Genomic DNA, 15,740 nt, shown 5'->3' with positions numbered 1-15,740 from the left:
CCCCTACATTTATGACGAACCGCTCGATACCACATCGGCCGACTCTACAAAGTCGAGTTTTTTCAATTGCTGCAAGAACATGTCCAAGTCGACGTCCATCGCCGTCACATCGAGTGACAAGGTCACGTTCGCACGCCCTTGGATCGGAATGGTCTGATGGATGGTCAAAATATTGCAGCCCATTTCCGCAACGGATTGAAGCAAAGTTGCAAGCGTGCCGGAACGGTCTTCCAATTGCAGGAAAACCGTCAAGATCCGCTCTTTGACGATGGAATGAAACGGAAAAACCGCGTCACGGTATTTATAGAATGCCGAGCGCGACAATCCGGTCTGTGCGACCGCATCCAAAATGGACATCCGGTCCCGCTGAAGCAGTTTTTTCACTTCCAGCGTCTTGACCATCGCTTCCGTCAGTACATCTTCCCGCACCAGGTAATAGCGTTGTTCCGAAATATCCTTCATTCAAGTACCCTCCGCATCAGTCGGTGAATTCGAACTCAAATTCAAGCAAACGGACCGTGTCGCCGTTTTCTGCCCCGCGCTCGCGAAGAGCATCATCAATGCCCATGCCGCGCATTTGGCGGGCGAATCGGCGAATCGAATCTTCACGAGAGAAGTCGGTCATCTTGAACATCCGCTCGATTGCGTAACCGGAAAGAACAAAAGCACCGTCCGGGTCGCGTGAAATATCGAATCCGTCGCCTTGCAATTCGTGCTTGTAAAGAACCGTATCCGCTGCATCCGGATCTGCCTCGTCTTCCATCGGGAATTCAGGCGTCACTTCAAGCAAGTCGGCTACCGCAAACATCAGATTGTTCAAACCTTTTCTCGACAATGCGGAAATCGGGAACACTTTCGCGTCTTCCGGCAATTTTTTGCGGAACTCTTCCAAGTTTTCTTCCGCATCCGGCATGTCCATCTTGTTCGCCACAATGAGTTGCGGGCGTTCAGTCAAGCGCATATTGTATTGCTTCAGTTCTTCGTTGATGGTCACATAATCCTCATAAGGATCGCGGCCTTCCATGCCCGACATATCGATAATGTGGACGATAACGCGCGTCCGTTCGATATGGCGCAGGAATTGATGGCCAAGGCCGATTCCTTCATGTGCGCCTTCAATCAATCCAGGCAAATCGGCCATGACGAAGCTGCGTTGGTCTTCTGTTTGGACCATTCCGAGATTCGGGACGATCGTCGTGAAATGATACGCACCGATTTTCGGTTTGGCTGCAGTGACGACCGACAATAGCGTCGATTTCCCGACACTCGGGAAGCCGACAAGGCCGACATCCGCCAATACTTTCAATTCCAAGACAACATTGCGCTCTAAGCCCGGTTCGCCCTTTTCCGAAAGTTCAGGAGCCGGGTTTTGAGGCGTCGCAAAACGCGAGTTTCCACGTCCGCCACGCCCACCGCGTGCGATGACGGCCGTTTGTCCCTCTTCGACCAAATCGGCGATCGTTTCGCCAGTTTCTGCGTCTTTGACGACAGTGCCCGGCGGAACTTTGATGATTGTGTCATGTGCTTTGGCGCCGTGCTGGTTTTGCTCATGCCGTGCGTCCCGCGCTCGGCTTTAAAGATCCGTTTGAAACGGAAATCCATCAACGTGCGCAAGCCTTCATCGACTTGGAAGACGATATCAGCGCCTTTCCCGCCGTCGCCTCCGGCTGGCCCGCCGTTCGGTACATATTTTTCGCGGCGGAATGCTACCATGCCATCCCCGCCGTCGCCACCTTTTACATATACTTTTACGTGATCGACAAACATATTATCCCTCCATCTGTGCGTGGATCTCAACTTTCGAGCGATCCGATCCGCACGCTTTACCAATTGCTAATTGCGGTGAATCCAAAATCAGGGACGACCAATCGCCAGGACCTGACAGTTCCAGCGAAAACCGGTCGTCCGCTTCCATTATGTGCAGCTCTACCGGATACGGCCAAGCGTCAGAAAATGCTCTTTTGACACTATCCGCAAATGTTTCGAGCCAGCTGCAAAGCGCCGCATCCAATTCGCGCGGCGCCCGCTTAGCTTCGCAGAAAACCGCGAGGCGCAACTCCGGAAAACGCCAGCCAGCCGTCAATAGCCACTCTTCCGTTTCAGGCATAGAGAGAGCCGACAGCCGGCTTTGGTGCATAGCCGCTTCGGCATACGTACGAATGAGCGCCTGGGCTCTATCTGTGCGCCCCAAATCCAGATTCAATTTGATCATCTGCAGCTCATTCAAAAAATCATGGCGCGCATGCCGAAGCGATTGTGCCACCGTTAGCCTTTCGTCCATAATGCACTTCCTTTTCACACACTTTCCACCAGTATACCAAGTTTCCGGCCGGATTTCCCGGCACGGGTTTTGGCATATCTCTTGTTTCAAAAGAAAAAGGACTGCGAAAGCAGCCCTTTTCGTTTTTTATTAAGCTTCCTGAGCAACCGGGTAGACGCTCACTTTTTTCTTATCGCGGCCGTAGCGCTCGAAGCGTACTGTTCCGTCGATTTTCGCGAAAAGTGTGTCATCTCCGCCGCGTCCAACGTTCTCGCCTGGATAGATTTTCGTACCGCGTTGACGGTAAAGAATAGATCCGCCAGTTACGATTTGTCCGTCAGCGCGTTTTGCGCCAAGGCGTTTTGATTCCGAATCACGACCGTTCTTCGTTGAACCAACACCTTTTTTGGATGCAAAAAACTGAAGATTTAATTTCAACATATGTCCCACCTCCTAAGCTGTGAAGGTTATTTTTATAAAGTCTGCATATTCATGTTCAATCGTTTCCAGAGAAATGATCATAGCGCGTACCAGCAGTTGAACCTGCTCATCCGTCTTTTTGTCCATGTTCTCCGGAAAGGCGATTTTCAAAAAACCGCTATCCGCCTGTTCGATGTCCGGTTCAATTCCCGTCAGCTCCATAATGGCGTTCACTGCCCCGAAGGAAACAGCTGAAGCCCCGGCACATACAAGATCCTGGCCGTGTTCGGCAAAATCCGCATGCCCCGACATTTCAAAGCCATGAATATAGCTGTCGGTTTGATGAATAGTCACCTGGATCATTTTTACAGGTTGATTGCATCAACAGTCAATTTCGTGAATGGCTGACGATGGCCTTGTTTTTTGTGGTAGTTCTTTTTCGCTTTGTATTTGAAGACAGTGATTTTCTTGCCGCGGCCCTGTTTTTCAACTTTCGCTGTAACAGTTGCTCCTTCTACGAAAGGAACACCCACTTTAGTATCGTCTCCACCTACAAATAGAACTTTGTCAAATGTTACTGTGTCACCAGCTTCTGCGTTCACTTTCTCAACGTAGATTTCTTGGCCAGCTTCCACTTTGATTTGTTTTCCACCAGTTTCAATAATTGCGTACATATCCTTGCACCTCCTCTTAGACTAAGACTCGCCTATCCAGGTGATCTCGCGATGCTTCAAGACCTGGTTCGAGCGGTTGTAGCACGGGTGCGCTACAAACATAACATTAGAATAATATCATGCGGGAGAGACCCGCGTCAACAGAGAACTGAAAAGAGTTGGTGATGTGCTCTTTCGATTCCTGGGATTGTGGTCAAGGAATTAAATATCGCTTCTTTACTAGTTTGTGATTTTGGGAATGAAGAGTGCGGTGATGTTGTTTATGTTCGAGTTTGCGTCAATTTGGAACGTCGCCTCCCTGCTTTGGGTTGGCCTCTTGCCATAAGCCAAGAAGAACGCTTGTCTTTCGGCATCGGCTCACCCTTGGCGCTGGTCGGCTGGGAGATTCCGTTGATCCATGTTTGTTTAAACGGATCTGTTTCTAGAGGTAGTTGCCGGCTAGTGGGGAAATCGCTTCCCTGTCATGATGTGTGCTTTGCGAGATCCAATTTGAGCGGTGTTATGACCGAGAGAATACGTGTCATTTTGGAATATCGGTGCAGGGCATAGGGTTTTCGCCATTGCTAGACTTCTTGCCATGCTTTCCGTCATAGAAAAAAGACTATACATTTTTTGGTTTAGCACTAGCAAGATTCTGCGTTTATAAAAATCCCTGTTTCAACAATATGTTATGAATTGTTAACTACATCTCTCACTTCAAACTAACAGTGAGGTTGTAAAGATCCCGCTCACAACAATGGCTGGAGTGCAGGGCGGTGACTCCTGAGGGATCAGTGGGTTTGAGAGACCCCGCAGGAGCGTGTTCTTTGCGACGAGGAGGCTCGATTCCCACCCCTCGGAAAGCATCCGCCCGGAGCGCAAGCCATTCGCTACACTTCTTCTTTATTAAATTCTAGAAAACAAAAACGCCACCGCAAATGCAGTGGCGTTTCTACTATTGAATATTATTTGCTTGAGAAAATAGATTTGAGTTTGCCGAACATGCCGGGTTTTGGCTTATCCATGGTCATGAGCGGAACCGATTCACCTAGCAGGCGGCGCGCGATGTTGCGGTAGCCGAGTGCTGCAGGATTCGATGGGTCCATGACGACTGGTTCACCTTTGTTCGAGCTCGAAATGACGCGTTCGTCATCCGGCACGATACCGAGCAAGTCGATCGACAAATGCGTCGTGATCTCATTGACATCGAGTGCATCTCCCGCTTCCATCAAATGCGGGCGGATGCGGTTGATGATGAGTTTCGGCGCTTCCAGGTTTTCTTCCAACTCCAGCAAGCCGATGATGCGGTCAGCATCGCGCACTGCGGAGATTTCCGGAGTCGTGATGACAATTGCGCGGTCAGCACCGGCAACGGCATTTTTATAGCCTTGTTCGATTCCGGCCGGGCAATCGATGATGATGAAGTCGTAGTCCGCTTTCATCCCTTCGATCAATTCTTTCATCTGCTCCGGGTTGACGTCGTTCTTGTCGGCCGTCTGTGCTGCCGGAAGCAGGAATAATTTGTCTTCAAAACGCTTGTCTTTCACAAGCGCCTGATGGATTTTGCAGCGGCCTTCGAGCACATCGATCAAATCGTAGATGATGCGGTTCTCGAGGCCTAAAATAACATCCAGGTTGCGAAGCCCGATGTCGGTATCGATCAAGCACACTTTTTTGCCTTGAAGAGCCAATGCAGTGCCGAGGTTCGCAGTCGACGTCGTTTTGCCGACGCCTCCTTTGCCTGATGTAATTACGATAGCTTCTCCCACACTAGCTTCCTCCTTTAAACGTAGAAATTTGCGGACGCAGGAATCTCAGTTCCTGCAGTCGGTCGATGATGATTTTGCCGCTGGTATGTAAATAGGCGCATTCCATTTCCGGCTGCTCCGACAAGCTGTCGAGTTCATCGGTCATCGTCTCAAGTTCATCGGCAATCTTTAGATGCGTCGCTTCAAGCCAAGATGCGGCGATGACCGCTTCTTTGTTGCCGCTCGCGCCTGCATGGGCAAAGCCTTTGAGGCGCCCGAGCACATAGACGTTTCCGCCTGCTTCGATGCGGCCGTTCTGGTTGACGTCGCCGATGACGACGAGATCGCCTTTTGCCTTGACGACTTGCCCTGAGCGGACGATGCCGACGTAAGTTTCCGACTGGCGCTCAGCGATCATCCGGTTGCATTCTTCGACAGTGACGACATCGCATTTCGTGCCGATCACTTTCATCTTCGAATTGTCATGGATGACTTTCTTGATTTCTTCCAACTGGGCTTTGCTGTAATGGCGATTCGCCAATTGGACCTGTACTTCCGCGTCCCCTTCGAGCGCAGGGTCGGATACTTTCTTCTTCAGCTCATCGAGGATTTCCGTATAGGAGGCCATATCATTGAGCTGGATGAGAAGCCCTTTGTTCGTTCCTTTGATATTCACGATATTTTTCAAAAAACCTGTCACCTGCGCTTTCATTAATATAACCCGAACTTAGTGCCACGCTGTGGATCTTGCGTGACCATCATCGACCTGAACACCCAGCCAAGCAATCCTAAGTACAGGGCGTTGGCGATTAAGGTCGGCCACAATCTGGATGTCAGGAACGTCCCGGCCGGCGCATCGGTCAAGCCGATCAATTGGAAGAACAAGTAAAGTGCCACTTCCATTGCGAGCAGAAGACCGAGTGCCAGCAGCGTCGCCGATAGCAGATTTTGTGGAATCTTTTTGAAAAAGTACGCGGCGATCAGGCAGACGGCCGGATACAGAAAAGAATATAATCCAATAATATCAATGTAAAAGACATCATACAAGAGGCCGAAGAACAAACCGTAAAACAACGCATGGCGCAGTTCATAGAAAACGGTCAAAAAAATTAGGAATAAAATGAGGAAACGCGGGACGACGTAATAAAACGATCCACCGATCGACAGGGGCGAAAATAGCCCGAAGATCGGTTCGACAAAAAACAGCACGAGACAGACGATGGGAACGAGGAAGCGGATCATGTTTCCTCTTCCTCTTCTTCTGTCATTCCGTTGTCTTCACCGTCAACTTCCGGTACGAGACGGTCTGCGATGACGACGTGATTGAGCATTGAGAAGTCAGCTGCCGGTTTGACATAAGCCAGTTTCGTCAAGCCGAATTCATCGATCGTCACTTCCGTAATCTCCCCGATGACGATGCCTTTCGGGAAAATGCCGCCGAGCCCGCTCGAGACGACCTGGTCGCCTTCTTTCAAATCGACCGAGAAATCAATGCGCTTCAGCAGCAGCTCACGGCGCTCAGCGTCATAGCCTTCGATCAAGCCGAACACATCGTCCTCACCAAGCACCATCGCCGATACGCGGTAGTTCGGGTTTTGCGTCGTCACCAGTTCCACCGTCGACGTGGTCGGCGTGACGATCGTCACTTTGCCGATCAAGCCGCCGGCGGTCATGACGGCCATATTTTCCTTGACGCCGTGGTTGGTGCCTCGGTTCAAGATAATTTTCTCTTCCCATTGATCCGGGTTGCGGGCGATGACGACCGCCTGGATCGGGTTGTATTCACGTAAATCTTCTTCTTTGTCGACCAGTTCTTTCAGTTCCTCGTTTTCGGAACGGAGATCGGTCACTTCTGCCTGCACGCCCGCAAATTCCTCAAGGCGCGCTTTCAGCAGGCGGTTTCTTCAAATGTGTTGATCAGCGAGTCGATATTGTCAAAACACCGGTCACAAAATGTGCAGGCCGTGAAAATACCGATGGTCCGGCGCCTACCGCTTCCTGGACGATCTGTTCGGGCAACGACACTTGGCCGCGGTCCCGGAGCGTCAGGGAAATCAAGGCGACGAGCAGGATGACGCCGATCAACAGCAGGATAAGCCGCTTATTCGATAAAAATTGTGGCATATGAGGCCATCCTCCTTATTGATTGGCTCGTTTAGAGCAGTAAAACTCAGCGTCTTTCGATCGCCGTGCGGTAACGGTCGAAGTCCTCGAGTGCGCGCCCTGTTCCGAGCGCGACACAATCGAGCGGATGGTCCGCAGTGAACACCGGCATGCCGACCGCATCCGCGATCACCTTGTCGAGGTTTTTCAAAAGCGCTCCGCCGCCCGTCAAGACGATGCCGCGGTCCATGATATCAGACGCCAGTTCAGGCGGCGTCTTCTCAAGCGTGGTACCTAGGCCTTCAACGATGCGCGCTACTGATTCTTTCAGCGCTTCTTCCATTTCTGTTGCGGTGATCGTCAAGGTTTTCGGGAAGCCGGTCACAAGGTCGCGCCCGCGGATTTCCATATCCAGCTGAGCCTCTTCCTCACTTAAGACCGCAGCAGTGCCGATGCCCATTTTCAAGTTTTCGGCCGTACGTTCCCCGATGACGACATTATAGCGCTTGCGGACGTATTGCTTGATCGCCTCGTCCATCTCGTCCCCGCCGACGCGGATCGATTCACTCGATACGATGCCGCCGAGCGAGATGATGGCGACTTCCGCTGTTCCGCCTCCTATATCGACGACCATGCTGCCGACAGGTTCCCATACCGGAAGCCCTGCGCCAATTGCTGCAGCGAAGGGCTCTTCGATCGTATAAGCTTCCGCTGCCCCGACTGCACGCGCAGCATCGAGTACGGCACGCTGTTCGATGGATGTCACGCCGTAAGGAACACAAATCATCACCTTGCCGCCGCGCCATTTGCCAGGCGCTTTGCCGGTCGCTTCCGCGATGCAATGTTTGATCATCGCAAGCGTCGTGTCGTAATCGGAAATGACGCCGTCCCGCATCGGCCGCAGTGCGACGATATTGGCAGGCGTTCTGCCCATCATTTCGCGCGCGCGTTTCCCGACGGCGACGATTTCATTCGTGCGGGTATTTTTGATGACAATCGATGGTTCCCGGAGCACGATGCCGCGCCCTTTTAAATAGACGAGCGTATTCGCCGTCCCGAGGTCGATGCCGATATCTTTTGAAGCAAATCCAAACACATGAATCGGTCCTTTCTTATGTAAACCGGGGGTACCGGCAACAGCTTTGCGCAATACCACCCATTATAGAACATCCGGAAAAAAATATACAGTGCTACATGAACCCCTTTTCTTTTAATGAAGTGAATTGATGGTCGCCGATGATGATATGGTCGAGCAGTTCGATGCCGATGATCGAGCCTGCTTCCATAAGCCGCTTCGTGACATCGATGTCTTCAGGGGAAGGTGCTGGGTTGCCGGACGGATGATTGTGCGCGCACACGATTGATGCGGTCGAGCGTCTGACAGCTTCGCGGAAGATTTCGCGTGGATGGACGATGGAGGCGTTGAGGCTGCCGACAAAGATGGTTTGGCGGTGCATCACTTGGTTTTTGATGTTGAGGAATAAACAGACGAAATGCTCTTGCTTGAGCGAAGTCATATCATCCATTAAATACGTAGCGGCGTCTTTCGGGGAACGGATCGTGAATCGTTCATCGGTTTGCTTGGAAGCAAGCCTGCGTCCCAGTTCAATAGCAGCGAGCAGCTGAACGGCTTTTGCTTCACCGATGCCGTTGATAGCGGTCATTTCTTCAATCGCGGCGTGTTTTAATTCGTGGAGATGCTCGAATTGCTTGAGTACACGGTTCGCGAGATGCAAAACCGATTCTTCACGGGTGCCGGTGCGCAACAGGATGGCGATGAGCTCTTGATTGGACAGGCTCACCGCTCCTTGTTTAATGAGCCGTTCGCGCGGCCGGTCAGCAATGTGGACATCGCGGATCATCATCGCTTGGTCATTTGGCATAATCATGCGCCCCTTCGACTTTTACATAGCCCGCGCGTGTCAAGTGCTGGAGCAGTCGTGCGATAGGCAAGCCGACGACTGCGTTGTAATCGCCTTCGATTTGTTCCACAAATAAACCCGATACCGTTTGGATGCCGTACGCCCCTGCTTTGTCGTAAGGATCTTCTGTATCGGTATAGGCGTCGATCCAAGACTCTGGCAATTCGTAGAAACGCACTTGTACGCGTTCATGGAACGATACTTCCTCATCGCCTTGGCGCACGCAGACGGCAGTGATGACTTCATGGGTCTTCCCAGACAGCTTGTGCAAATACGCAGACGCTTGCTGTTTGTCTTTTGGCTTCAATAAAATTTCCTCGTTTAATACGACGACTGTATCCGAGCCGATGACGAGCGCTTCAGGGTGGTTCCCTGCGATATCATTCGCTTTTTGGACAGCGCATGCGTTGACATAATCGACTGGCGACTTGAAGCCTTGTGGATCCGGTTCCGGGATATCGCTTGGCACGATGTCGAACGGAATTCCGAGCAGGCCGAGCAATTCTTGGCGGCGCGGCGATTGCGAGGCCAGGATGAGTGGATGTTTAGCTGTGAACTTCATAAAAAATACCTCCTTTTTTCAAGCCATCATACCATTATCAAAAAGCCGGGGCAAAATGGTGAAATACTGAATTTCATCCGAAAACAGCTGATAAATATCGTTTTTTAAGATAGCGCTTTCATGTGAACTTGGGGTATTTCAATTTTTTTATTGTTTTATTAATGTTATTGCACACTTCTCTAGCCCCGTCCTAAGTGCATTCTCAAGACTTGTCAAACATTATCCAAAATTAGCGCAATTGGCACTTCCTTAAATTGCTTTTCTTATGTTTCTTAAGGTTTTATAATGGGTAGAGTCTTTAATTTTTGAAAATTACTATTACACAATAATTTGATAGTTGTTTTCATATTTATGTTGGAAGGAGTTTGTCTATTTTGAAAAACAAAACGAGGATTGTTCCAAAATCCCTCGACCGTATCGAAACGATCGGTAATAAACTGCCGCATCCGGTGACCTTGTTTGCGGTTCTCGCAATCATCGTCCTCGCGGTTTCCGCTTTGCTGGCGAATCTCGGCATCTCAGTCGAACACCCAGGGCAAGAAGGCGAAATCGTGGAAGTGAAGAACTTATTGAACGCAGAAGGCATTCAATACATCTTCGCGAGCATGGTCGATAACTTCATCGGCTTCGCACCGCTCGGCGTCGTGCTCGTCACAATGCTCGGGATCGGGTCGCGGAACGCACAGGCCTCATCTCCGCTGTCTTGCGCGGATTCGTCCTGTCGATTCCGAAATTCCTCATCACTGGCGGACTTGTCTTTGCTGGTATCATGTCGAGTGTCGCATCAGATGCTGGATATGTCGTCTTGCCTCCACTGGGCGCGGTGATCTTTATCGCACTCGGGCGCCATCCGCTTGCCGGCCTTGCCGCAGCGTTTGCCGGTGTCTCTGCCGGGTTCTCTGCCAACTTATTGCTATCCGCAACGGATGCAATGCTTGGGGAACTGACCATCGCAGCCGCTTCGATTATCGATCCGGGCTATGCTGAAGGCATGAACATTGCGATGAACTATTACTTCATCATCGTCTCCGTGTTCTTGTTGACGATTGTCGGCGCCGTCGTGACGGAAAAGTCGTCGAACCACGCCTTGGCGAATACAAAGGCGAGTTCCGCGAAGAAATGACCGGCCTGACAACGCTTGAGAAAAAGGCTTGCTATGGGCTGGTATTACGACTTTGGTCGGCGTCATTTTGACGGCACTCCTTATCGTTCCGGAAAACGGCGTATTGCGCGGAGAAGACGGCGGCATCGTCCAATCTCCGTTCATGAGCTCGCTCGTTCCGATCATCACCATCCTGTTCTTCTTGCCGGGCCTTGCTTACGGTATTGCCACGAAGAACATCAAGAGCGACAAAGACGTCGCTGCACAAATGTCTGACACGATGGCATCGATGGGCGTCTTCATCGTCCTGGCGTTCACAGCCGGACAATTCGTCGCTTACTTCGCTGAATCAAATATGGGCATGGTGCTCGGCGTCTACGGTGCACAAGCACTGGAATCCATGAGCCTGACGGGCATTCCGTTGATCATCGGCTTCGTCATCGTCGTCGGGATCATCAATTTGTTCATCGGCTCCGCTTCCGCGAAATGGGCAATGCTTGCACCGGTCTTCGTGCCGATCATGATGCAGCTCGGCTATTCCCGGAATTGACGCAAATGGCTTACCGTATCGCCGATTCATCGACGAATATCATAACGCCGCTTATGACGTATTTCGCGATCGTTATCGCATTCGCACAGAAATACGACAAGAAAATGGGCATCGGTACATTGATCTCGGTCATGTTCCCGTACTCGATTTTCTTCATGATTTTCTGGACATTGATGTTGATCGTCTGGATGTTGTTCGGCCTTGATCTTGGGCCAGCTTCACCGATTCGCTATAACGGTTAATAGTAAAAGCGACAGAACCGATTTGGTTCTGTCGCTTTTTGCTTTTAATATACTTTATATCATTATGTTTTCCGAAGCTTACCGCTCGCTTTCCGTGGGCTCGCGCCTTGAGGGGTCTCGGTCGTCTCGCTGATCCACTGGAGTCGAGCGAACACTTCTCAAACATCTAGATATCTCATTATTTTATGAAATTTTAATGCGCTTGAATATTGTAACTAAAACACTAACATCAGTAAATGTTTCCTTACTTTACATAATAAAATTATAATCTACATAAATAAATTAATGTACCAGCCGATGAATTGTTCGCCCCATAAATATACGAGTACGGCGGACAGGGCAATCGATGGGCCGAACGGGATCGGTGTTTTCTACCTTGTTTTCTCTCTCAGCAAAACGATGCCGGCGACCGCCCCGATGAACGATGCGAGGAATAAAGTCAGCAAGGTCCCGGCGGTTCCGAGCACGAGCCCGATGACGAAGAACAGTTTGATGTCGCCTCCGCCCATGCCGCCTTTAGATATTGTCGCAATCAACAACAACACCGAAAATCGACGGCTGCGCCGAGCAGTGAATCCCACCACGGATCGAGGTGGAATAACAAAACGCAACACGAGCAGCACCGCCGCGAATGGCAATAGCACTTTATCGGGGATGAGCATATAGGCGATGTCGGATACGGTGATGATGACGAGCATCGACACGAACAATAAACCGACGATGAGTTCTGGCGTAAAGCCGAATTTTAAGAAGACGGCAGTAAACAGTACGGCGGTGATCGCTTCCATTAAAGGATAAACCCAGTGGATGCTTGAACCGCATTTCCGGCATTTGCCGCGCAGGAACAGATAGGAAAACACCGGCACGAGATCGAGCGCCGTCAAACGCCGGTCGCAGGTGGTGCAATGCGAAGGCGGATAAGCGATTGACTCATTTTCGGCACGCGCAAGCCCACGACATTATAGAACGAGCCGAACACCAAACCGAAGACAGAAGCAAAACGGAATATACAGCAATCATAATGTCCCTCTTTACTAGTAGAATTTGTTAGCTATCAGTACAACTTAAATTTCCAGCTTTTTAATGTTCCGCAAAACTACTTCGCTTTCCTGCGGGCGAGCGCCAAGCCTCCTCAGAAGCTCCGCTTCCTGCGGGGTCTCGGCTGTCTCGCTTTCCCGCGGGAGTCTCAGCAGTTTTGCTATATAATATGGTGAGTTTTATTCTGCAATTTAGGAAAGTCTATAATCGAAGGATTTTCCAATAAATGAAGAAAAGGAAATCGCGATGATTTCCTTCACTCTTCCCCTGATGCACTTTCTTCGACCGTAACATCAACATCCACGTCAGAATCTGTTTCTTCCTCTTCGTCATCGGCGTATTCCGTGCCATCGTTCGCCGGCAGCGGATCTTGCTTATCCGCAGGCGCCGGTGCATCGATTTTCGGGACGGTGTCTTCCAATGCGATGAGGTCCGGGCGGTAATACGCCGCAAACGACAGCGTCACTTGCAGCCGTTCGGTTTCTTCAACGACTTCCCGCACTTCCGGATTGGCGCCGAAATTGATCGACTCGATGACAAGAATGCGTTCCATTTCCTCGATTTCAGAAATGAAGTCCGTAATTTCGTTATAATTTTCTGCCGTAAACGCGACAGTTGTTTCCACTTCTTTTAAATTCTCCAGTCCTTCAACTGGAACCGGGAGGGCGACGTCTGCTTCTGCGAGCTGGATCGCTTCGACGCGTGTTCCGGAAATGAGTTCTGCTTCTTCAATCTGCAACACCATCAACTCGGACAGCGGGTCGATCGATACTTTCTTCTGCAGTTCAAGGGTGCTGACGGCTTCGCCTTCCGGCAATTCCTTCATTTGTGTCTTCAAGGCCATCAATACATCGCGTTCCGAGCGCAGCGATTGCTGGGCTTGTTCGCGCGCATCTTTCGCCGGCGCATATAGCAAGAAGTATGAATAAAACCCAAGGGCCAGTAAGAACAAGACGGCTAATGCGATGAGCGCTTTTTCTTTTTGGTTTTTTGTCATGCTGCTCATGCGGATTCATCTCCCGATTCTGCATCGTCTGTCTCGACATCCACATCGACTTCAACATCGGTTTCTTCCGTCTCTGTTGAATCTGCTGGTTGTTCGGCCGGTCCGTCAGTTGGTGCCGCTTCGTCCACCGCTTCACCTTCTGCTTCTTCACCTTCTACCGGGATGCGTTCGTCCTGGAACAAGAGCGTGTAAGTCGCCAAATAGCGCGGTTTGCTCGGGTCGACAATGATTTCCTCTTCTTCTGCTTCGTCAAAAGTTTCGGTTGCGACGTTATCGAGTGTCGCGGAAGTGAGCAGTTCAGATGATTTCAGCTGCGCCAAATAATAAGCCGCTTCGCGCGAAGAGTCGAACTGGACGACAAGCTGCGCCTGGTCCAGCCCCGTATACGAGAAGGTCTGGAAAAAGCCGCGTGCCGGGAGCAGCGATACGAGTTCTTCTAATAGCGGAATCGTATCGAATTGGTAGCTTTCCGCCCATTCGACAGTCGCCTGCAATTGCTGTTCTTCGTTCATCCCTTGGCGCGCTTCGAGTTCACTGCGGATTTGCGCCTGTTCAGCCATGACGCCTTGCGCCTGGACTTGCAAAGCCTGTTGTTCATTCGCTTCAGCTCGTGACATCATAGCGAAAACTGCCCAAATAATGATCGCCAATAATAAAATCGCGACCGCCGCGATTAAAACAGCTGGCCGGTCGCGTTCTTTTTGTGGAAGTAAATTAATATCGACTAACATGCCTACACCTCTTTCAACGCCAGGCCGATTGCCCGGTTAAAGCGCGGTGGCACGATTTTGCCGTCCGCTTCAATGCCGTCTTTGACGAGCGGCTCAACGTCTATCAAAAACCGGTCGGACAAGCGCCCGCAAAATGCGTGCCAATCGCCGAACTCCCCGTTGCAGATGACTTTTGTGATACCTTGCTCGCCTTCATTCATATTATAACGGTAGAAATTGCCGAGCTTTTCAGCTTCTTCTTCGACAGCCTCAAGCAGTTGCGCCGGATCTTCCGGGTCGGCGACGAGCACAGTAAGGTCGACCGGCCGCATGAACATCGGGAAATGTTCATGGAAAATCGATACCGTCATTTTCTTGCCTTGCATATCGATGAGCATGATGTGTTCATCTTCCGGAAAATCATGTTCGAGATACGCCAAGCGGTAAAGCGCAAGCGGCGTAATATCCGCGACGAGCGGTTTTAGTTTGGCACCGTCGAATAGATCTTCGTAATCTTTGATGACCGATTCTTTTGAGGCGATGATGATTGCTTCCGGTTCATCGGAATCCAAGTGGTATGGCACCACATCGAATACCGGGTCTTCGAATGGCAAATACAAAGTGGATCCGATCTCGATAAAGAAATGCCCTTTTAATTCGTCGGCTTCGACGTCTTCGGGGTAAGGGACTTTGCGGATGATAACAAATTCGTCAGGGGCGAGGAATCGGACTGACTTTTTGGAGAGACCCCACTGATCGACCGCCTTACCGAGTTCCACAGAGAGCGCTTCTGGGTCTGCGATTTTGCCGCTGTCCATGATTCCTTTGGAAGAAACAATTCTTCCGCCTGGATCAACGACACCGGTTCCGCAGACTTCAGCTCAACATAGCGGATTGCATCTTCTTCTATTGTAATCGTCGCTACGCGCTTTTTCTGGAAAACGGTAAAGCCATTTGATCAGCTCCTATATTTTAAAATTATTCAGCAGTTGTTGTGACTGTAGTAGTAATAGTTACGGTAGCTACATCACTGCCTTTTGTAGTATCACCATTGATAGCGTCTAGAGTTGCCCCAGTAAAAGCAATCGTTTTGTCACCTGAGTATTCTAAAGATGGAGCCGTTAAAGTGTTCGGATTTGCTTTAGTTACATAAACATCAGTTTCAGTTGTAGCATCATCGAAAATACCTGCAGATTGAAGATAGCCTGCTTTTAGCTCTGTTAAAGTAGCAGAATCATCCTCAGGATTTTCTGTAAAGTAGATATTTGCTGCACTTAATACGTTAGATGCATCAGACTTCGCTGCACCATACCGGCTATTCTCAATAATATTTCCTATCGCAGGAATCGCAATCGCCGCGATAATCGCGATGATAACGATAACCGCCAAAAGCTCGATCAGCGTCATCCCTTTTGGTCTTTCAA

General features: G+C 50.3%; 16 protein-coding genes, 3 pseudogenes and 1 other annotated feature. Of the genes and pseudogenes, 1 reads left to right on the top strand and 18 read right to left on the bottom strand.

Features of this window, described 5'->3' with window-relative positions:
• Positions 1-9: 9 nt before the first annotated feature.
• The 13 genes and pseudogenes from CW734_RS08595 to CW734_RS08535 all read right to left on the bottom strand — a co-directional run bounded on the left by CW734_RS08595 (position 10) and on the right by CW734_RS08535 (position 9,668).
• Positions 10-462 (bottom strand): ACT domain-containing protein, encoded by a 453-nt coding sequence (locus CW734_RS08595; RefSeq protein WP_058380990.1) that lies wholly within the window; start codon positions 460-462, stop codon positions 10-12.
• Between the two features lie 16 nt (positions 463-478).
• Positions 479-1,767: pseudogene (obgE, locus tag CW734_RS08590) on the bottom strand (GTPase ObgE).
• A gap of 1 nt (position 1,768) precedes the next feature.
• A complete protein-coding gene (locus tag CW734_RS08585; RefSeq protein ID WP_101190170.1) occupies positions 1,769-2,281 on the bottom strand; it encodes a Spo0B domain-containing protein in 513 nt (170 codons plus the stop codon).
• Positions 2,282-2,410: 129 nt separating this feature from the next.
• Complete coding sequence (gene rpmA, locus CW734_RS08580; RefSeq protein WP_068461850.1) at positions 2,411-2,701, bottom strand: 50S ribosomal protein L27; 291 nt, start codon at positions 2,699-2,701, stop codon at positions 2,411-2,413.
• Positions 2,702-2,713: 12 nt separating this feature from the next.
• Positions 2,714-3,043 (bottom strand): ribosomal-processing cysteine protease Prp, encoded by a 330-nt coding sequence (locus tag CW734_RS08575; RefSeq protein WP_101190169.1) that lies wholly within the window; start codon positions 3,041-3,043, stop codon positions 2,714-2,716.
• A gap of 2 nt (positions 3,044-3,045) precedes the next feature.
• A complete protein-coding gene (gene rplU / locus CW734_RS08570; RefSeq protein WP_068488425.1) occupies positions 3,046-3,354 on the bottom strand; it encodes a 50S ribosomal protein L21 in 309 nt (102 codons plus the stop codon).
• Between the two features lie 14 nt (positions 3,355-3,368).
• Positions 3,369-3,442: a sequence feature (ribosomal protein L21 leader region), on the bottom strand.
• 856 nt (positions 3,443-4,298) lie between these two features.
• Positions 4,299-5,102 carry a septum site-determining protein MinD gene (minD, locus tag CW734_RS08565; RefSeq protein ID WP_058380996.1) on the bottom strand — a complete coding sequence of 268 codons (804 nt, stop codon included), beginning with the start codon at positions 5,100-5,102 and terminating at the stop codon, positions 4,299-4,301.
• 1 nt (position 5,103) lies between these two features.
• On the bottom strand, positions 5,104-5,793 hold the full coding sequence (gene minC / locus CW734_RS08560; protein WP_101190168.1) for a septum site-determining protein MinC: 690 nt from the start codon (positions 5,791-5,793) through the stop codon (positions 5,104-5,106).
• Entirely contained in the window at positions 5,793-6,323 is a 531-nt protein-coding gene (gene mreD, locus CW734_RS08555; protein WP_101190167.1) for a rod shape-determining protein MreD, read from the bottom strand. The genes minC and mreD overlap by 1 nt, the downstream gene beginning before the upstream one ends.
• A pseudogene (gene mreC, locus CW734_RS08550) lies at positions 6,320-7,205 on the bottom strand (rod shape-determining protein MreC). The gene mreD and the pseudogene mreC overlap by 4 nt, the downstream one beginning before the upstream one ends.
• Positions 7,206-7,251: 46 nt before the next feature.
• Complete coding sequence (locus tag CW734_RS08545; RefSeq protein ID WP_101192168.1) at positions 7,252-8,280, bottom strand: rod shape-determining protein; 1,029 nt, start codon at positions 8,278-8,280, stop codon at positions 7,252-7,254.
• Positions 8,281-8,374: 94 nt separating this feature from the next.
• A complete protein-coding gene (radC, locus tag CW734_RS08540) occupies positions 8,375-9,067 on the bottom strand; it encodes a RadC family protein (protein ID WP_101190166.1) in 693 nt (230 codons plus the stop codon).
• Entirely contained in the window at positions 9,057-9,668 is a 612-nt protein-coding gene (locus tag CW734_RS08535; protein WP_101190165.1) for a Maf family protein, read from the bottom strand. The genes radC and CW734_RS08535 overlap by 11 nt, the downstream gene beginning before the upstream one ends.
• 371 nt (positions 9,669-10,039) lie before the next feature.
• Here CW734_RS08535 and CW734_RS08530 point away from each other — a divergent pair.
• A pseudogene (locus CW734_RS08530) lies at positions 10,040-11,562 on the top strand (AbgT family transporter).
• 371 nt (positions 11,563-11,933) lie between these two features.
• Here the strand turns inward: CW734_RS08530 and CW734_RS08525 are convergent.
• The 5 genes from CW734_RS08525 to CW734_RS08505 all read right to left on the bottom strand — a co-directional run bounded on the left by CW734_RS08525 (position 11,934) and on the right by CW734_RS08505 (position 15,723).
• Entirely contained in the window at positions 11,934-12,446 is a 513-nt protein-coding gene (locus CW734_RS08525; RefSeq protein WP_232787213.1) for a prepilin peptidase, read from the bottom strand.
• A gap of 410 nt (positions 12,447-12,856) precedes the next feature.
• Positions 12,857-13,606, bottom strand: a complete 750-nt coding sequence (locus CW734_RS08520; RefSeq protein WP_101190164.1) for a pilus assembly protein PilO — start codon at positions 13,604-13,606, stop codon at positions 12,857-12,859.
• Positions 13,603-14,337, bottom strand: coding sequence for a PilN domain-containing protein (locus CW734_RS08515; RefSeq protein ID WP_101190163.1), 735 nt, complete (start codon positions 14,335-14,337; stop codon positions 13,603-13,605). The genes CW734_RS08520 and CW734_RS08515 overlap by 4 nt, the downstream gene beginning before the upstream one ends.
• Positions 14,338-14,339: 2 nt before the next feature.
• Positions 14,340-15,134 (bottom strand): type IV pilus biogenesis protein PilM, encoded by a 795-nt coding sequence (gene pilM, locus CW734_RS08510; protein WP_232787212.1) that lies wholly within the window; start codon positions 15,132-15,134, stop codon positions 14,340-14,342.
• Between the two features lie 160 nt (positions 15,135-15,294).
• A complete protein-coding gene (locus CW734_RS08505; RefSeq protein ID WP_332871040.1) occupies positions 15,295-15,723 on the bottom strand; it encodes a prepilin-type N-terminal cleavage/methylation domain-containing protein in 429 nt (142 codons plus the stop codon).
• Positions 15,724-15,740 lie beyond the last annotated feature (17 nt).

The sequence above is a fragment of the Planococcus sp. MB-3u-03 genome, assembly GCF_002833405.1.
Classification (GTDB): domain Bacteria; phylum Bacillota; class Bacilli; order Bacillales_A; family Planococcaceae; genus Planococcus.
This window is presented reverse-complemented; position numbering and strand designations above follow the sequence as displayed.